Below are 19,019 nucleotides of genomic sequence, written 5' to 3' on the forward strand. Positions count from 1 at the left end.
TATGGAAAAGTTAATGACATTTGAAGAGTTGCACCCTGTTTGCCAATGGCAAGAAATTCGAGAGCAGCGTCAGCCGTTACTTGTAGAAGCAGATCACCTTGTGGAAACAGCGTTAGACCAAGGTGTCGATGCCGTGCCATTTCGACAGTACCGTCAGGCGCTGCGCGATATTTCTAAAACATACAGCAACGCAAAGGATGTGGTATGGCCTCAAAAACCATCATTGCCGCAAGCGTCTGCATAATTGGGGGGCTTGCCTACATGACATACAGAAAGACATTGCCGCGCGGGGTACGTAACAACAACCCGCTAAACATCCGAGAATCTAAAGGTGATCGCACTCAGTGGGACGGTGAGCACCTTCTCGACCTCGATAAAAGCTTCGAAGAGTTCAAGCACCCTACCTATGGTTTTCGGGCGGGTGCGCGGATTCTTCGCAGCTACTCACGACAAGGATTTCGAACCTTAAGCGAGATGATCAACCGCTTCGCTCCATCCATTGAGAACGACACCGAGCTGTACATCAAACACGTCAGCGAGTGGACGGGGATCAGTCCTAATCAAGTGGTTGATGTAAACAACAATGAGCAATTAGCCAAGCTCTTACATGCGATGAGTCGTAAAGAAGTCGGCAATTATTACGGCTTGAGCATGGCGCGTGAAGGGGTTGCCATGGCATGACGAAAGCAGATTTCAAAAGCATAGCATTAACCGTAGTAGGTGGCGTTCTCGCCGCCTACACCATCAAGTTTTTAAAAGGAAACAAACTACTATGAAGAAGTTTTTGAAAGACAACCTTTGCATTGACCTTGACCAACCTTCAACGAAGAAAGGCATTGCTTTGGTTGGTGCGGGCATTGCCCTAGCCTCTGGTCACCCTGAATTTCTGACCGCTACGGTGACAGATACAGGAGTTCAATATGGCGGTCTTATTGGTACGGTTGTGCCGTTCGCCGTGGGACTATGGGAAGCCTTTCGCAAAGAGTGGGATTGATGGAATATCAGACTATTTTAGTGTTTGCGCTTAGTTCGCTTTTCTCTGGAATCGGTGTAGGTATGACATTAAAAACAGATGTGAAGTGGCTAAGAGTCATGCTTGAAAAGATGGATGAGCGTGTCACAAGGTTAGAGAACAAATCATGAAGCGTTCTTATATCGTTGTGGTTCCTGTCCTCTTGTTCAGTTCACTTTGCGTCTATGCCAGTACTAGACGTAAAGCTGAACTAAAAGACTTTGATCCAAGGAAACTCCCCGACTATGAAACGCATAAGATCCCAAATTTAAAAAACTTACTGCGTAAACTATAGCTCGCACTTTGCGAGCTACACCACTCAGATGTATGCTACCAGCCTCATAAATATAAAGAGAGAAAAACAATGAAAAACAGTGGCTTAATTTTTGGAATGGTGTTGTCTGTCGGTCTAGTTGGCTGTGGCGGCGGTGGCGGTGGCGGTGGCGATACCAGTGCCGGTGGCAGTAATAGTGAAGAATCTAGCACAACAAAGTTTTCAGGCAATGGCATATATGTTAATCAACTCACTTCACAAGCAATGCTCATTGACTCTGCAAGAGCTAAGGACAACCTTGTTCTGGGAGACTTTACCGAGGATGCTGTTTTCATCGCACATAATGGAACGACAACAACAAATCAGATGAAAACCGTCGGTTTAACAGTTGTTACTAACACCATTAGCTACACCGATGAAGAACAAGAAATGACGGCCACTTTTTCCGGTAAATCAGTTACATTAAATGCAGTCTTAGATGATGAGAACCTTATCTATTCGATGGATAAGACTTCGGATTCTTTAGAATTAGGAAAGATTGTAGGTACACATACTGACCCACAAGACGGCAGTACATGGACCATAAACGGCGACGGCTCTTTCATTATCAATTCTGATTGCACGATCTCAGGGAATCTTGTGCGTAATGGTTCATACTTCGATATAAAGGGTGCACAGGCTGTATCATGTGCAGACGCAGAGATGAATGGTTCATACGATGGTGTGTTGCTAACAGTTGAACTTAACGGGATAAACCGTATTGCAGGAATCTTAGGCAATGAAAACTATTCACTTTGGGGAAACTCACCTATTTAAGCAAAACATTATTTAATCACAGGGCGTTTAACGCCCTGCTTTCTGAGTCTAAACCGTTTCTTTTTTTTTCTTCTAAATTGAATAACATTAGAGGCGGTTTCAAGGCTCATTTTTATATCTAGCTCCATAAGATCATAAGCTGACAGCTCGCGCCCTCCTGGAGTGTATAGAACATCCCCCCGAATCTTAAAGCCTCTCCATGACTTCGAAGTCGGCAAGTATCCACGGTGGATCACTAAAAGTAATCGGATGACTGATAAAGGCCAATTACCTTTTGTTTGCCAGTTCTTAACGGTTTGAGGCGTTACACCAAAAAAGGCTGCCGCTTCATCACGCCCATCAAAATGCCATAGCAGCAGGTCATTAACTTGATTGATGTATAGGCCGTTATTGAATAGCTCTTCTTTTATCTTATTCTTCATGTGATCTAAGTCTCATTTTTTATAAATGGACGAAAATCATATTTTTCTAGTAGTTCAGTCACAATCAACATAAGAGCTTCATATATATAAATATTTACATTTGTGAGAGACCTACCACTGACTTATTTGGCTACTACTGTTAATTCAAACACCTATGCAGCTTGTTTTACATAAGAAGCCATAATACGCAGTGATTTACATTGAAATCTGACAGCTTTACGAGCCTTATCCCTGGCAGATTTTACGTACTGAACCACTAAAATCATTCGTTTAACCATTTTGGAATCTCGTTACACGTTAGCTCCAAACAAGTCACGCACTTTCATTTCACCAGTTAAATACTTTTCAGGGTCTAAACCGAGCGCCTTTTAGAATTCGCCTTTAGCTATTTACAGTTGCCCGCCAGACTATTACGTTGCTTTGCTTACGAAAAATAAATTCTCAAATGATTCTAACCACTGAATATTTAACGCTCAATTCCTCACAACTTACAAACGATGGCTACCAGTCCTTTGTGTAGATTCTGTCAATAATCCTGCTGTTCTGTTTTCAGATTTCACACACGCGATCATGTTAACTACACAAACAAAATCTAGATGCTTGGATTTATGCGTTTCGACTCTGTGCCTAGATTATTTTTCTAGCTTTGACTGTTTAGACTCCGAATGCACTGTAATGCCCACATTTGATCTCGCTCTGTAGCAACCAGCACTTGGTACTAGCTTTGCCTTAGAACCACCAAAATTTTAAGACCTTAAACCTAGCCATTACCATATCCTGTTTATCACTAATGTAAGTTCAACTTTGCAAGTGCTCAAAGCTGAAATCAGACTCTAATCATATATTACCTGAAACAGTTCAGGGGTTAGTTTAAGGCTATTTCCTCATGTTCTCGCCTTACCCACTTAAGATATGCACCAAAAAAGCGACAGCGTAGCGTTATCGAATTAAAGAACTGTTTGCTTTTGCGGCCCGCTACTTAGCGAACTCATAAAGGCCTCAGATTCGCTATAAAGACAATAAACAAACCCGCTTAAAATTAACTGTACATTTATACAGTTAACTTTCAACCCCCGTAAAAACGGTACTTACTGACTAAATTACATTCAAAATCAATGCACTGCGTTCAGTTATTAAACTTCTATTTGGTTTAATAGCTAGCTTTCCTGTATCAACATCAGCTAAGAACTAATTTTTAGGGTATGGCGATTCTACGAATACAAATACTCTAACATCTGATTGAACCTACTCTAAAATAATGCGGCATTGGGTTCAAATTACGTGTATGGGTTAAATATCATGAGCGACAAAGCATTCCGCAAACTCAACATATTCCTCTCGATTTTTTGCCTAGCAATCACCCTATTGTCGTTACTCTCTTTTGATAAGTTCATGAACAAGAGCTACGTCATTGGGCCAGACAAATACCCTACGTTGGTTAACACAGACCGCATCCATAATGGCGGAACAGTTGGCTCGTTACGCAGATTAAAAGATGGTATAGAGTTACAGTGTGACTTTAAGCGTACCTACAGCAAGCCATTTTGTGAGATTGAATTCGTGCTATCTGAAGAAGGCAAAGGTTTAGATCTGTCCACCTATGATTCGGTAACCATTAACATGGATTACGAAGGACAAGATGACCCAAGGTTTCGTTTTTACATTCGTAACTACGACGAGCGCTACAGTGTGAAAGGCGATGCAATGTCGAACAAGTTCAATCGCTTAGACTTTTCGCTACCAGATGCAAGCCTCATCGACTTGGACTACTTCAACGTCCCATTCTGGTGGATTGATCATTATAACCACCCTGTTTCTGATAGCGCGGTAGAGATCACGAACGCAGTATCTGTTGAGCTTGGTCTTGGTGCGAGCACGCTTGCCGGGCATCATTCAATTAAGATCTATAGTATTGTCTTCCACGGTAAAATCATCAGCAAGGCTTTGCTAGGTGAGCTGTTGGTTGGATTATGGGTAATATATGCCGTCTACTATGTCTGCTGTGCTCTACACATCGCTCGACGTAATAAAGCTCGTTCTACACAGCAACAACGCTATTTAACCCAAGAAATTGAAGAACTAAAGGTGAAAGCATCGACCGATCCGTTAACTGGCTGTCGAAACAGAACCGAAGCACTAGATTCCTTCTATGATTTCGAAAGGCTGGCGCAGCAAGAGAAAATGATTCACGTCGCGTTGTTTGACTTAGACCATTTCAAACAAATCAACGACCAACACGGCCATGAAATAGGCGACAAAGTTCTCGTTCAGTTTGTCGCTACTACATACGAAACCCTTGGTGAACAGTATTTACTTTATCGCTGGGGCGGTGAGGAGTTTCTACTTGTTTGTCTAGAACAAACAACGCTACAGTGTCACGAATCAATCGATAACTTATACCTTGAAATGGACACAAAGGCATGGCCGAACGGGTTAACTGTGACAGCTTCTACTGGTGTCACACAGCTTAAGCAAAATGAGTCTATACGTTCTGCAATCAAACGAGCAGACAAAGCACTGTATGAAGCAAAGAACAACGGACGAAACCAAGTCGTGACGTTTTAAGTCCATCTCATCGTTTTTCATCTGCCCGTCTCTAAGCCGCTGTAAGATAGTTGCCCACCAATGCTCGCCGCTAATGCATGGCATGCATTCCAATCTCATGCCCATTCGAGCGAGGATAAATTAACTTCCTTCAAGCTCGAGCCACACGCTTAAGTAAATCACTATCCACCACAATACCGACCTTGTACTAGCCGCACTAAAGTGCCCTCAGCAACTACTTTCTACTGCGCTTGAAGTATGCGAACCCTGTTCTAAGCACCGTTAGATACGCAGCTCTGTCCCTGAGTATCTCAATATCGCTGCTCGCCACGAACCCTCCCAAACTTAAACCATAAAACCTTTCTCATTGAAGATTTTGCTTAATCAATTCGCGAATCATTGAAGTCACAGCGTCACGAACGTTAAAAAAGCTCTGATATTGAAAAACTTACGGCTGGTGACACAAATACTGACACCGAAACACCAAAATGTTTAACTTTCACCTTTGTCTGTAACTTAATTACAAATAAAATGAAGAACACCCCAAGAAGTAGATTACTCCGAGGTAACCTATTGAATATATGTGGATTATCAGAAATAAAGGTGTTTATTCTAGTGCGGTATTAAGGTTGTGATTGGCGAGATAATATATTTGCGTGCAACTTTTTTAGTTATAGTGCATTAGGTTGTTAAAAAAGAAGGGCTGACGCCCTACTCTTCTTTGTTACTCATTTCTTCACGAATTTGCTCAGCAACGATTTTGATAGCTTGTGCTGTGCTAACACCTTGGCTCATCATTTCTTGGATTCGTTCAACAGCTTTTTGTTGTTCTTCGTGAGAAAGGGTTGGTAAGTCGTTTAGCATGTTCTGCTCCTTTATTTAGGAGCAGAACTATATAAGGACTATTAGTAACTAGCAAGGAAATTGATAGATGCACCCATTGCGTTTTCGTTTGTGTAGTTAGCACTTAGATCTAGTTGGAACAAATTAAGTGGCGACAAACCAATACCGGCTGTGATAGTTCCTTCCGAGTCAGAGTAAGCTAGGTTCTTGTAGTACCCTGCCCTTAGCTGCATTTGACGCAACAGATCAACTTCAGTACCGACACGAATTATCTGCTCATTGTCTTCAAACGAAGTAAACTTTTCTGTCTCATTCAAATCGTAATCCACACTTAATGAGAAGTAGTCAGACACGATACCTGCACCAACGGTATAAACTGGCTCAAGTTGATAAGCGTATTTACCCCCGACATCATGATACTTAGTTGGATCTGTCGAGCTTACTAATCTTTTTGATGTATCTTTCGTTTCAATGTCTCTTGAGAATAAGTTAGTCGCAGCGACACCTACTCGGAACGGTCCGAAGAACCAAAGCGCACCTGCATCCATATTAAATGCAGTTTCACCATTGCTGTTTTCTCTTACGTCAGAGAGATCGTAATCGTTAACCGATGCAATGTAGTTGTATGTGTAGATACGTTGAATCTTAGGAGTAATACCAAAAGAGATGTGTTGGCCCATAAAGGTTTGGTATTTAGCAAGAGAAAGGCCAACTTCAGTTACACCGATTGACACAGCTTCAACGGTAGACAACTCGACTTTGTCCGTGTCGGAACCAGTCGTGTAAACGTCAGGCGTTGCAAAAGATTCAGTGTAAGCTTTAGCAAATAAGTTCGCAGCAACAAATTGGTTAGGAAGCGCGAATGCCACAACACCACCAAGCTCTACGTTTGCTTGGTTACCATCAAGCTTAGTAAGAGCGGCATCTAAGTCTGCTGTATTTGAAGCGTCAATAACACTATCGATATTCGATTTCATATCGTTAGGATCGTTGTATTTACCACCAAAACTTGGGGTAATCATACCCATGTCATCGTTGCGACGGTAAATAGCGACCAATGCAGGGTTATAGAATGGAGCAGTTAGGAAGTTTGCAGAAACAACACCAACACCACCCATCGCATCACCACGCGCTTCAATAGCGTAGTTTGCTGCGGAGATAGGAAGACTGGCGAAAGCAATGGACGCTGCGAGTAGTTTAGTAGTTTTTTTCATGCCGTTTATCTTTGTTAGATCCCTTATAAAGTTAACGACACAATTTTAAATTACTTTAACTCTTCTTCGCTAGAAATATCATAAGTTTTACTGATAGTTTGTGCTTGTTCTATCGCTATATCGCCTTGCCAGCGTGAATGCACCATAGAAACAGCCAGAACATATCGGTCATTGGGCAAATCTTCACCAGACAAGCTCATCGGATAATCCGACTCATAGCTCTTACCCCACACTTGTTCATACTGCTCGTCAATATAGTCGTATAAACCGACTTCTAACTTAGGTAACGGACAATATGGGTTAAGCAAGTCTTTCTTATCAATTCGCCATGTATCTTTAGATGCCCAGTGTACCTGCTGGCGCATCGAGACTTCACCCAAAACAATCCAAGTGCTCCAAGAGTTACCACCATCGCCTTTCACATTCAGACGATATAAACCAGAATCCAACTGTGACGCTAGGTTATAACGCTTGCGGTACAAACTGACAGAGGCATTGTTGACCACTTCACTTTCCTTCATGAATTCACTATCGGAAGAGACAACCTTGTCTACCCATTTTTCGAAGGTGATATCTTGAATGCTTTGCTCAGATTCGACATCAATTGAAACTCGGAATGTGTCTCGGCCAGGGCTTTGAATAATGTGCCTTTTGACGACAACTGAACTTATCCAGTCAGGCAAAGTTTTTTTTGTGAGGGTTTTACCACAATCTTTGTTCAACGCTTGGTCAAACAATTCATTGAGGTGATTTTCTCGAGATTGAGATGAATTGCTTTGCCAAACTTCCACTAAAGAATCAAACATCTGTGGTAAATCATTATCCAACAAATGTTTATGTACTTGAGTAAGAGCATCGCTGCTTTTAAACCAATCTGCTGCGTGTGCGATGTTAACGACACTCGATAGCATTAATAGTGGAAGTAAGGCTTTTTTCATTACGCTTTCATCTTATAGCCAACGCCACGTAGCGTTTCGATCTCTAGACCTGGTAGCTTCTGTCTTAATTGCAGAACATGCGTATCTACGGTACGAGTTGTTGGGAAGTGGTTGTATCCCCATACGTGATCAAGTAATTCGTCACGTGTAAATACACGGCCTAGGTTACTTGCCAAGAACAACAACAGATCAAATTCCGTACGTGTTAGCGTCACTTCTTGCTCATTGAAAAACACTTCACGCGTTGCCTTGTCGATAACAAGGTTTTGAGCGATAACTTTAGATGCGTCCTGCTCTTCAGCATCTGGCAGGCGAAGCTGCGCACGAATACGAGCAAACAGCTCAGCTTCTGCGAATGGCTTTGTTAGGTAATCGTTCGCGCCTGAATCTAGGCCCGCTACTTTATCTTTCACTGTAACCAATGCTGTCAGCAAAATTACAGGGATATCTTTCTTCTTCTTCCAGCCTGGAAGTGAATCTACTGAGTCACCATCAGGAAGTTGACGGTCTAGGATAACTAGGTCCGCTTGTTCCCAATAGCCTTCAACTTCAGAGATCAGTTCAGCATGCAAACATTCATACCCAGCTTGCTCAAGGCTAACTAATAGGCCATCAGCTAAATTCTTATCATCTTCAACGAGAAGCAATGTCTGTTTCACAAGGTATCTCCAAAATAAATGTTGTCGGGGGGCCGATTAGCGTCATGTGACCGCCCATTTTTCCGACCATAGATTCTACTATCGTCAGACCTAAACCTAGTCCACTCTTACTAACGAATGGCTTTCTTAGTTGCCCCCAGTCTTTGCGGGACAAGTCTCCATTATCTATAACTTTGAATGTCAGCTTCTTGTCAGAAGTATTCAGTTCTAGTATCACTGGTGCGACACCGTATTTAACCGCGTTCCTGATCAGGTTATCGATACAGGTTCCTAACCAATATACGTTCACTTTTGCAGCAATATCTTGGTTGATGCGTAGTTCGATTCCAGGAGCGAAATCTTCTTCAACTTTGTACTCTAACCACTCTTGTACGCTTGGCACCCACTCTGTTGCAAGTGGTTGATTGTCCGACTGCAAGTAGTCTTTACTTGCCTCTGCTAACTGTCTTAAACGACGCGTGTCTTCACACAGTCGACGGAATTCATCATATACCGATTCAGGTAAGTGTTCGAACTCCCGTCTAAACCCTTCAACGGTCAATGATAAGCTCGCAATCGGTGTTCTCAGTTCATGGGTTAAAATCTGAAGAACCAACATGCGACTCTTTAATTCCTGTTTCTTATTGTTCCAACGGTATATCGCCCAACCTAGCACAAGCATGATGTTAGCGATCACTAAGATGAACATTGCGATCTGAAGCAGTTCAGAGTGATCTTCTATTTCCCAACAAACGTTACCACGTTGGACGAAACAACTCTTACCTTCTGACGATAAACTGAAAGACAACCCTGCTACTGTGGCGTTTTCATGCCAATCAGATTCTGTGTACAGATAATATCTGTCACCACGTTTAATCCACATCTCGTCGAGCTCGACAAACATGCTAGCACCAGCCAACAGCGAAGTAATAGCTTCGTTGTCCATTTGTTGCAAGCGAGACAGTAACTCATCATTTTCAGTATTCGGGCGCTCTTGAATATGCATGTAACGTTTCAAAGAGTCGAACTTTTCTGGGTACTTCTCAACATAACGCGCCGCATAAGAGCCTCCACCAGGGTGAATCAAACCACTACGACTAAACCAACGATCCGACAATTTAGTGCCCTTACACATCGCGCGCGTAAACACTAAAGGTTCAGTGATCAATGGGCTTAACGGCAACTTACCACTACAAGTTTTTGATAACTGGTATAGGCGCTGAATATCTTTAAGTGGGTACTCTGCGGTTTGCGGCAGCATTGAAGAAGGCGTGATTAGGCGAGTTGGATAATCAGCCTGAAGCAATCGAATGTCATAAGATTCGATTGCCGTTTCATGATCAAATAGTTTGGTGAAGTTATCGATACGCTCAGGCAAAGAATCAGCAAACGCGTTTACTGATACTGATAACGTAGCGATAAGAAGAGTAAATGTTCTTTTGATGATCACAAACCAGTACAAATTCATATAGAACAAACAAATATATACCATTCGCTTTCAAAGATAAATTTTAACCGCATGAAAAGCAGCGAGAACGGCGGCTGGCTGTCGTTAAATTGACTCTATTACGCTCAAAGCGAGCGAATATGCTGGTTTAACGCATCGGAGCAAAACCATTTCGTCATCTCGATGGGGAAAATTAGTCTGCTCATATCCTATCTACATTTGAAGTATTTCCCCTCACTCAATGGACACAAAAAAAGGAACTCAATTGAGCTCCTTCGTTTAGTCAGGTTTTACAAGCGACCATTAGAGGTGCTCTAAAATACCAAGACAGCTTTGCTTAGCATCGCCAAACAGCATCTGTGTATTTTCTTTAAAGAACAATGGGTTTTGTACGCCTGCGTAACCCGTATTCATAGAACGCTTGAACACGATAACGTTTTGAGCGTTCCAAACTTCCAGTACTGGCATGCCTGCTATCGGGCTGTTTGGATCTTCCAGAGCTGCTGGGTTTACGGTGTCATTCGCACCAATAACCAATACAGTATCTGTCTCGTCAAAGTCATCGTTGATTTCGTCCATCTCAAGAACGATATCGTAAGGTACTTTTGCCTCAGCGAGTAGTACGTTCATGTGACCCGGTAACCTACCCGCTACTGGGTGGATACCAAATCGAACATTTACGCCCTGCGCACGCAGCTTTTCAGTGATTTCGTGTACTGGGTACTGAGCTTGAGCTACTGCCATGCCGTATCCAGGAGTGATGATTACTGACTTAGAGTTCTTAAGCATGTCAGCTACGTCTTCTGCTGAAGTTTCACGGTGTTCACCTTGATCTTCATCGCCTTCAGACACTTGAACTTCCTGACCAAAGCCACCAGCGATAACACTAATGAACGAGCGATTCATTGCTTTACACATGATGTAAGACAGAATCGCACCCGACGAACCAACCAATGCACCCGTTACGATAAGCAAGTCATTTGCAAGCATGAAACCTGCCGCTGCCGCCGCCCAACCAGAGTAAGAGTTAAGCATTGAAACAACCACTGGCATATCTGCACCGCCGATTGATGCCACTAAGTGGTAACCGAATGCGAACGCGATAAGTGTCATCACCATCAGTGCGAACATGCTGCCATCTGCTTTGACAAACATGACCATAAGCAGTGTAGAAACCACGATAGCCGCTAAGTTCCATTTATGCTTATGAGGAATGTTCAATGCTGATGAAGAAATCACGCCACGAAGCTTACCAAACGCAACAATCGAACCCGTAAAGGTTACTGCACCGATAAACACGCCAAGGAACACTTCCACTAAATGAATAACGTGCTCTGCATGAATATCCGCAGGGTTGATAGACACTGCCGCCGGTGGATCGATGTAGCTGTTGTAGCCCACCAATACCGCTGCCATACCAACGAAGCTGTGCAGAATTGCCACCAGCTCAGGCATTTCCGTCATTTCAACTTTTCGTGCGTAGTGGATACCAATACCACCACCGATCACCATTGCAATGATGATCCAAACAATACCAGCTGAGTGAGGGCCGAAGATCGTCGCGATCAATGCGATAACCATACCAGTGATACCGTAATAGTTACCTGCACGTGCAGATTCCTGTTTCGATAGTCCAGCCAAGCTCATAATAAAGAATACTGCAGCAACAATATAAGCTGCTTGTACTAATCCTTCAGACATCTATTACTCCTTAGTCTTTACGGAACATTTCAAGCATACGTTTGGTCACGGTAAAGCCACCAAAGATATTGATACTTGCAATTAACACGGCAATAAAAGAGAGCAAAGTAACGACACCGTTGCCTTGTCCAATCTGCAATAGAGCACCTACCACAATGATCCCTGAAATCGCATTAGTAACAGACATCAAAGGCGTGTGCAGAGAATGGCTTACATTCCAAACTACGTAATAACCCACCACACAAGCAAGAACGAAAACGGTAAAGTGAGATAAGAACGCAGCAGGCGCTACCGACGCAATCCAAGCGAAAGCACCAACCGCAACGGCCATACCTGCGGCTTTTTTGACTGGAGACGTTGGCTCTTCAACTTTTGGCTCAGGTTGCGCTGCTTTTGGCTTAGCCTGCTGAGGTTGAGCTGAAACTTGAATTGGTGGCGCAGGCCAAGTGACTTCACCCTCTTTAACGACTGTTACACCGCGAAGTACAACGTCATCAAAGTCGATATTGATGTTACCGTCTTTCTCTTTACAAAGTAGTTTCAGTAAGTTCACTAGGTTAGTCGCGTACAGTTGCGAAGATTGAGTTGGCAGACGACCAACCATGTCAGTGTAACCGACAACCTTCACACCATTAGCCGTTGTGATCACTTGATCCGCTACCGTGTATTCACAGTTACCACCGTTCGCGGCTGCAAGGTCGACAATCACGCTGCCTGGCTTCATGCTATCAACCATCGCTTTAGTGATAAGCTTAGGCGCAGGGCGACCTGGAATCAGTGCGGTAGTAATAATGATATCAACGTCTTTTGCTTGAGCCGCATAAAGCTCTTCCGCTTTCTTGTTAAACGCGTCAGACATCTCTTTTGCGTAGCCATCACCAGCACCCGTATCTTCCTGGAAATCCACTTCCAAGAATTCAGCGCCCATCGACTCTACTTGCTCTTTTACTTCAGGACGAACGTCGAATGAACGAACAATTGCACCCAGGCTACCTGCAGCACCAATAGCCGCCAAACCTGCAACGCCGGCACCCGCAACCAGTACTTTCGCTGGTGGAACTTTACCTGCCGCTGTAATTTGACCAGTGAAGAATCGACCAAATTCATGCGCAGCTTCAACCACTGCACGGTAACCCGCGATGTTTGCCATAGAACTTAACGCATCGAGTGCTTGAGCTCTTGAAATACGAGGTACAGAATCCATCGCCATCACATTGATGTTTCGGCTCGACAGATGTTCCATTAATTCAGGGTTTTGAGCAGGCCAAATAAAGCTGACCAATGTTGCGCCATCTTTAAGTAGGTCTATTTCATTTTGAGTATCGTCAACGATTGGAGCGTTAACTTTAAAGACAATATCGGATTTCCAAGCTTCATCTGCACTTACAACCTTTGCTCCAGCTTCTTCATAAGCTGAATCCTCAAAACTTGCTAGCGCACCTGCTTGTGATTCAACACAAACTTCAAATCCTAATTTTAGAAGCTGTTCGACCGATTTCGGCGATGCAGCGACTCGCGTTTCACCCGCGAGCGTTTCTCTTGGTACACCTATCAACAAATTAGACTCCTTGTGTATCAATTTGTGATTATTATTCTTACTAAAGACCAGTTAAAGAGATCGCAGCCATTGGATACACCAATTTGCATAACTACTCTTTAACTATTGGCACATGACTTATTCGTTTGTATCTAACGACAACTAATACTTCAAGCGTTTTGTTCAAAGAACAGAAAAAGTTATTACTTATAACGATTTGGATGGATTTTGAGCTGTTATTTGAGTTAAATGATGCACGCCTCGAATAAAGAGGTCAAACCACTTGCTAATAATCCTTTTAATAACAACCGACTAGCTGTTCTTTGCCCCTAAAACTAAAAAGAGCTTTCAGCATATACACTGAAAGCTCTCTAAATTATGACTAGCGTCAATTCTAACCCTAATTGGTTAGCTAAATATGCTGTCACCCATTTGGTCGATGAACATTTGCGATTTCTTGAGCATCAATTCGTTGGCGTCTTCTTTGTTTGAAACAACGTCTGAACGAATGAAACGATGCGTTTTAAGTTCACAGTCAATTTCTTTCTCAATACGCCCAGCAACACGGTATTGACCAGATTCAGCAATGGCATCTTGATAGATATTGAAACCCTTATATTCGACTGGCTCAATCTCTACTTTTTGTTCGGTTTTTTCTTTGCCACCAAATAATCTAGAAAAGAATCCCACGTTTTTTTACTCCTTCAATGATGGTACTACGACTAACCTATCACGACTGTTTAGGATCCAACAATGGCTTTTCATACCATTGCAACTCTACGTCTTCATCAAAATTGTGTTGACTAAATATGATCGGCATATTGTCGTTACGATCGCGTCTTCTATCGTCAATAATCATACTTTCTGCATTTTTGACCGCGATCTCACTATTTCTTTTGTACAGAACGAGTTTGTCTTCAGGTAACGCGGAAAGAAAATCAATATCGAACCGAATATAGATGGGTTTTAGCTGCCCTAGTGCTAAACATGCGAGATCAGCCAGTTGCTCACTAGTATAACTAGACACATACTCTTCAGTGGCTAAAACTTGCCCCACCAGCGTTTCCATATAGTTATGTACATCCACACTAATTTGCATACTACACCTCCATTCATAGTCCAATGTAACGTTAAAACTCAAGTTATTGAGCGGCATTGATATAAGTGTTTCTAACCATAGAAAACACTCTAACGTTCATTTTTAACGCAAATATTACACCGTTTTATAACCCAATATACTGGGCGCCAATTAACAAACTCGGTTTTGTTAAGTATCTATAACGACTAATTAATTTCTCATATATACTGTGTAGTTCGTTCTGCGGTTAATAGCAACTCAAACACATATAAACATAGTTGCACCAAAAGCGACTTATGACCATGTTTTCGCTCTCAATTAAGCAAAATGCTTGGCAATCGCTTATTTAACCGTATCCTACGTACAGTATTAATTAACAAGATCATCATTATAGTTAGGCTCACCACGTAAATGGCATCTTCTTTTGTAACGTCGAGCATGTTTCGATTTTGCTTCCCCTTATTTCTCCTAGCAATATTACTTGCAGGCATGAACAACGTCATACTGGTGACGGATTCAAACTTAGGGTTTGCTAGCAACCTGCCATACATTCTATTGAGTGTAGCCGTATTGCTGTGCCACACGTTCAGACAAGGGCGCATGGCGATGGTTTCTGTCACTATGCTTGTTGCCTATCTTGTTATACAAGTCCGCCTACAAACCCCTTTAAGCACAGGAACCACATTATTAGAGCTCTCTCTATTAGCCGCCTTAGTGCCCGTTACTTGCTTGCTTGTGTATGCCTTCCCCGATACCGGTGTAAATTCCAAGTCGATGTTCTTATACGCGCTCGTTTTAGTCCTATTTATGATATGGGCGCAGCTGATCGTTTCTCATTTCCATGCCGGAGGTTTTGAATCATGGAGTGAAGGGCTACTGTTTACCGTTAGGGGCTTTTCCAAACTGCCTTTTGTGTTGGTGTTGTACAGCCTTTGCCTAGTCGGCTTAACAGCGATTTTGGTGTTGGTTTACAATCGCTCTATAGACGTCGTTGTCTACAGTGCAATTTTGTTGGCTTCCAGCACCTTCATCTTTTTCGATGTACAGTACATATCAAGTACCATGTTTTCATTATCTGGCACCTTAATCATTATCTATGTGATGTCTGCTAGCCATGATATGGCATTCAATGACCAATTGACGAATATCCCCGGTCGACACGCACTAGAAGTCGATATGAAGCATTTAGGGCGCAAGTATTCAATGGCAATGGTCGATATTGACCACTTTAAAAAATTTAACGATACCTATGGCCATGATATTGGTGATGATGTGTTAAAGCTTGTAGCCAGTATTTTGAAAGAGACCACTGGCGGCGCTCGCGCTTATCGTTACGGTGGTGAAGAGTTCACAATCATTTTCAAAGGTAAGCATGCAGAACAAGTAGAAGAGCACCTACAAACACTTGTCTCTGAAGTACACAACTACGATATGACGATCCGTAATGCTAAGGAACGACCAGATAACCATGATGAAGGAATTAAAAAGCGTGGGAAAAACGGACAATCGGCTGAAGTTGTTAACGTATCGGTGAGCATAGGATTGGCAGACAGCACAACCACAAAACACCCTGAAGAAGTATTGAAGCTTGCCGATCAAGCATTGTACAAAGCTAAAAAGACAGGCCGCAACAAACTCTGTATCCATAGCTAAAAAACAAAGCCAAGCTCTATGCATGCTTGGCTTTGATTAATCGGTTATTTGGTGCTTAACGCTAATCGTTTTTAAAGATCAAGCAACCAGCCTTAATCTTGGTTGAAGAACAAAACGAGGCTACCGCCTTTTAAGCTACTCCCGTAGTTGATCGTAAAACCGATGCCTACATTATCAACCCATTCATTGAACAAGTTAGAGTTCAGCAACCAACCTACACTGCCCTCATAATACGAGGTCGTCCCCATCGACTCCACGGTGTCTCCACCGATATCAATTCTTCTAGTACTCGAATACATCGATGTAATATTTTTATCCCAACGCACGAGATCGTAGAAAATCTTAGCTTCGTTAGCGATATACCAACCTTCCGGGTTCCCTATATCGCCGTTGTTAGCTTCTCCCCAACCAACACCATTAAAATAGTGCCAACTGGTACTCAGTTTGTATCTACCCCAATGATTTTTATCTTCAAAAGTCAGCTTAATTTTCGGCTCTATGATATAGGCCCATGCATCAGTATTGTAATAAAGCCCATCCAATTGGTCCTGAATAGGCTCAAGTAATGACGAGCGGTATTCAAAGTCGTTGCGATAATACGAGATATGATTACCAATACCGGAATGAAAGCTCCAGTCCTCATTTAATTGAGAGACATTAGCAAACTCGACATAACCAGAAACCACAGACTCTTTTTGATAATCGCTTTTTATCGTCGCTGCATATTCAACGTCATTCTCGATACGCAATGCTGATAAGCGCAACGTAATCTCTTGATGGTTGTCTTCAATGTAGTTGGGCTGCTCTAAGGTGTAAGGTAGGCTGAGAGATGTAATGTTTTGACGACGACTTACCGAATCATTAGAGCCAATATCTTCATTGTCTAAACTGAAAACTTCATTTGGATCGAAGTTATTAATACCAAAAGTAAAAACATCGGTATCGTTGAGTAATACACTGGTGGCAAAACGCTGCTCTAGCTCCTTGCGAAATGCATCTGACAACACATTGGCTGAAACCGTAGGAGGGGGAATCAAACAAAGCACAGGGACAACCAGTGTCCAACATGAATTAGCCATAGAGAATGACTTTGATTGTGGCATGTCGTTTATCACTTAAAACACTTCCTAGTTCAAACGATACTAGGATTATAAATTCAAATTACTAAAAGAGCGCTTCAGCTATCGTGGATGCTCTAAAATATTGCGCTGTATGTAGGTATTTCTTCCGCTTTGCTTAGCTTGATAGAGCGCTTGATCAACCTTTTCATAGATTGACGCTAACGATTCTTCGCCACTAGGCACGAATGACAACACACCTTGTGACGCTGTCACTCTATCAGAGATGTTCGAGTATTCATGTACATAATTCATGTCATAAAGCGCTTCTTTAATTCGAATCGCCTGCTGCTCAGCGGCATCGCTGTCAGTGTCACTGAGGATAAGCACGAACTCTTCACCGCCGTAACGACCTACATACTCTCCAGCCCTTACAAATAGCACCTTCAAAGTATTGGCAAGGCCCTGAAGACACTGATCCCCTTGAATATGGCCGTAATTATCATTGTATGGCTTAAAGAAGTCTACATCGAGAAGGATGACCGTCATGGATATATTACGTCTTCCGTGCCACGCTATGCTCTCCTCAAGCTTGGTATCCATATATCGACGGTTATATAACTTGGTTAGGCCATCTTCGTTGGCTTGTTGTTGCAGAAGTATATTAAGTTCTTCGAGCTTGGCAGTACTTTGCTTTAATTCTCGCCTCATGTGCGCGATACGCTGCATGGCTATCAACTTAGAGTTAAGCACTACCTTGTTAACTGGTTTGATTAAATAATCATCCCCACCAGCATCAATGGCTTTAGCGATCATTGCAGGCTCTTCATGACCACTTAAAAAGATAATAGGCACCCATTCAGGGAAACGTTCACGGATCTCGTTAGCGACTTCAAATCCGTCCATATCAGGCATGCTTATATCAAGTAAGACGAGCTCTGGATCAAAACCAGAATAAACGTTCAGGGCTTCTTTACCACTACCGACAGCTTCAACAATATGACCTAGTTGCTTAAGTCGAATGGCAAGTTGCATTCTGTCTAGCTGAACATCGTCAACTAGCAATATGCGCATCGAAGCTCCCTTTTCTATCATCGCATCACCTTTCTTGAGTGTTGAATATTCAAAGTAGCTCATTTTTGGGCTTAAATCATGCCCTAATCTCTATATTATATTGACTTTTTTACAGATCTTTTTAGCATTGTTTCTTTTTAAAGAGAAATACTATGTCAGACGCTACAAACACAGAACAACAAGAAATCGATTTAACCACAATCTCTCCAGAGCTTCGTCAAGTTATCGAATTTGATGAAGTGCCAAAAGAGATGCACTTTATGGTTACTTCTATTCATGAAGTGTCTGAAGAAGCAGTACGCGAAGCTTGGGATAGCCTTCCAGCAAGCGCGCAAAACGTTTTGGACAACTTCGAGCAATTCCACGCTCTAATCACTGTTAGCCAAGCTTTCGCTGGCGTGAACGTGATGGAAGAGTTCCCTACTCTTAAACTTCCTGAAGACATGACTGACGAGGAAAAAGAAGAGTACCGCGCTCAACTACTAGACCAAGTTCTACATAACTGTGTGAAAGACATGGTTAAACAAATCAAGAAAGCTCGTCGTGATGCTATCTTGAAGCGTGATTTTAAAGAAGTTTTCACTAAGTAAGCGATTCATCGACCTGTATTAGGTTGAAGGCAAACAGTGATAGTAATGAACAAGCCGCTTGTTGATTTGAACAAGCGGCTTTTCTATACCCGCTGCTTTTTCTCATATTTACTTATATGTCTTACCCTCAATACATCATGACGAGCTACTACTTCGTATTTGCACTCATACAGTGTGGAT

The 19,019-nt window shown here is 42.5% G+C and carries 20 protein-coding genes; 8 read left to right on the forward strand and 12 right to left on the reverse strand.

Annotation, left to right across the window (positions count from 1 at the left end):
* Position 1 precedes the first annotated feature (1 nt).
* The 5 genes from BTO10_RS02720 (at position 2) to BTO10_RS02735 (ending at position 2,102) form a co-directional block, all read left to right on the forward strand.
* Entirely contained in the window at positions 2–244 is a 243-nt protein-coding gene (locus BTO10_RS02720; RefSeq protein WP_105023491.1) for a phage tail assembly chaperone, read from the forward strand.
* A gap of 17 nt (positions 245–261) precedes the next feature.
* The gene (locus BTO10_RS02725) at positions 262–681 is read left to right on the forward strand and encodes a virion protein (protein ID WP_105023492.1); all 420 of its coding nucleotides are present in this window, start codon (positions 262–264) and stop codon (positions 679–681) included.
* Positions 682–772: 91 nt separating this feature from the next.
* The gene (locus BTO10_RS02730; protein WP_004739097.1) at positions 773–994 is read left to right on the forward strand and encodes a hypothetical protein; all 222 of its coding nucleotides are present in this window, start codon (positions 773–775) and stop codon (positions 992–994) included.
* Positions 994–1,143, forward strand: a complete 150-nt coding sequence (locus tag BTO10_RS23410) for a hypothetical protein (protein WP_004739099.1) — start codon at positions 994–996, stop codon at positions 1,141–1,143. The genes BTO10_RS02730 and BTO10_RS23410 overlap by 1 nt, the downstream gene beginning before the upstream one ends.
* Positions 1,144–1,376: 233 nt before the next feature.
* Positions 1,377–2,102: a hypothetical protein gene (locus BTO10_RS02735; RefSeq protein ID WP_105023493.1), complete on the forward strand. Its 726-nt coding sequence runs from the start codon at positions 1,377–1,379 to the stop codon at positions 2,100–2,102.
* An 8-nt stretch (positions 2,103–2,110) separates the two neighbouring features.
* Here the strand turns inward: BTO10_RS02735 and BTO10_RS02740 are convergent, their stop codons facing one another.
* Positions 2,111–2,524 carry a DUF3653 domain-containing protein gene (locus BTO10_RS02740; RefSeq protein WP_105023494.1) on the reverse strand — a complete coding sequence of 138 codons (414 nt, stop codon included), beginning with the start codon at positions 2,522–2,524 and terminating at the stop codon, positions 2,111–2,113.
* 1,299 nt (positions 2,525–3,823) lie between these two features.
* Here BTO10_RS02740 and BTO10_RS02745 point away from each other — a divergent pair.
* Entirely contained in the window at positions 3,824–5,089 is a 1,266-nt protein-coding gene (locus BTO10_RS02745; protein ID WP_105023495.1) for a GGDEF domain-containing protein, read from the forward strand.
* Positions 5,090–5,779: 690 nt separating this feature from the next.
* Here BTO10_RS02745 and BTO10_RS02750 read toward each other — a convergent pair.
* From BTO10_RS02750 to BTO10_RS02790, 9 genes are all read right to left on the reverse strand, one after another.
* On the reverse strand, positions 5,780–5,932 hold the full coding sequence (locus tag BTO10_RS02750; protein WP_004739134.1) for a YoaH family protein: 153 nt from the start codon (positions 5,930–5,932) through the stop codon (positions 5,780–5,782).
* A 41-nt stretch (positions 5,933–5,973) separates the two neighbouring features.
* Complete coding sequence (locus tag BTO10_RS02755; protein WP_105023496.1) at positions 5,974–7,125, reverse strand: conjugal transfer protein TraF; 1,152 nt, start codon at positions 7,123–7,125, stop codon at positions 5,974–5,976.
* A gap of 50 nt (positions 7,126–7,175) precedes the next feature.
* Positions 7,176–8,063, reverse strand: a complete 888-nt coding sequence (locus BTO10_RS02760; protein ID WP_004739136.1) for a DUF2861 family protein — start codon at positions 8,061–8,063, stop codon at positions 7,176–7,178.
* The gene (vxrB, locus tag BTO10_RS02765) at positions 8,063–8,722 is read right to left on the reverse strand and encodes a response regulator transcription factor VxrB (RefSeq protein ID WP_017632827.1); all 660 of its coding nucleotides are present in this window, start codon (positions 8,720–8,722) and stop codon (positions 8,063–8,065) included. Before vxrB ends, BTO10_RS02760 begins: the two co-directional genes overlap by 1 nt.
* Positions 8,697–10,169: a sensor histidine kinase VxrA gene (vxrA, locus tag BTO10_RS02770; RefSeq protein WP_105023497.1), complete on the reverse strand. Its 1,473-nt coding sequence runs from the start codon at positions 10,167–10,169 to the stop codon at positions 8,697–8,699. Before vxrA ends, vxrB begins: the two co-directional genes overlap by 26 nt.
* A gap of 282 nt (positions 10,170–10,451) precedes the next feature.
* Positions 10,452–11,849 carry a Re/Si-specific NAD(P)(+) transhydrogenase subunit beta gene (gene pntB / locus BTO10_RS02775; protein WP_004739139.1) on the reverse strand — a complete coding sequence of 466 codons (1,398 nt, stop codon included), beginning with the start codon at positions 11,847–11,849 and terminating at the stop codon, positions 10,452–10,454.
* A gap of 10 nt (positions 11,850–11,859) precedes the next feature.
* Complete coding sequence (pntA, locus tag BTO10_RS02780) at positions 11,860–13,407, reverse strand: Re/Si-specific NAD(P)(+) transhydrogenase subunit alpha (protein ID WP_105023498.1); 1,548 nt, start codon at positions 13,405–13,407, stop codon at positions 11,860–11,862.
* A 387-nt stretch (positions 13,408–13,794) separates the two neighbouring features.
* On the reverse strand, positions 13,795–14,076 hold the full coding sequence (locus BTO10_RS02785; protein ID WP_105023499.1) for an HlyU family transcriptional regulator: 282 nt from the start codon (positions 14,074–14,076) through the stop codon (positions 13,795–13,797).
* Between the two features lie 40 nt (positions 14,077–14,116).
* Positions 14,117–14,485 (reverse strand): late competence development ComFB family protein, encoded by a 369-nt coding sequence (locus BTO10_RS02790; RefSeq protein WP_105023500.1) that lies wholly within the window; start codon positions 14,483–14,485, stop codon positions 14,117–14,119.
* A 390-nt stretch (positions 14,486–14,875) separates the two neighbouring features.
* Here BTO10_RS02790 and BTO10_RS02795 point away from each other — a divergent pair, with 390 nt between their 5' ends.
* Positions 14,876–16,117: a GGDEF domain-containing protein gene (locus tag BTO10_RS02795; protein WP_105023501.1), complete on the forward strand. Its 1,242-nt coding sequence runs from the start codon at positions 14,876–14,878 to the stop codon at positions 16,115–16,117.
* A 92-nt stretch (positions 16,118–16,209) separates the two neighbouring features.
* Here the strand turns inward: BTO10_RS02795 and BTO10_RS02800 are convergent, their stop codons facing one another.
* Both BTO10_RS02800 and BTO10_RS02805 read right to left on the reverse strand, forming a co-directional pair.
* Complete coding sequence (locus BTO10_RS02800) at positions 16,210–17,220, reverse strand: Solitary outer membrane autotransporter beta-barrel domain (protein WP_105023502.1); 1,011 nt, start codon at positions 17,218–17,220, stop codon at positions 16,210–16,212.
* Positions 17,221–17,298: 78 nt separating this feature from the next.
* Positions 17,299–18,249, reverse strand: coding sequence for a diguanylate cyclase (locus tag BTO10_RS02805; RefSeq protein ID WP_004739152.1), 951 nt, complete (start codon positions 18,247–18,249; stop codon positions 17,299–17,301).
* A gap of 152 nt (positions 18,250–18,401) precedes the next feature.
* Between BTO10_RS02805 and BTO10_RS02810 the strand changes: the two genes are divergently transcribed.
* On the forward strand, positions 18,402–18,839 hold the full coding sequence (locus BTO10_RS02810; RefSeq protein WP_004739154.1) for a DUF3069 domain-containing protein: 438 nt from the start codon (positions 18,402–18,404) through the stop codon (positions 18,837–18,839).
* The last annotated feature ends 180 nt before the right edge of the window (positions 18,840–19,019 follow it).

It is taken from the genome of Vibrio chagasii (genome assembly GCF_002954585.1).
GTDB classification, from domain to species: Bacteria; Pseudomonadota; Gammaproteobacteria; order Enterobacterales; family Vibrionaceae; genus Vibrio; species Vibrio chagasii_A.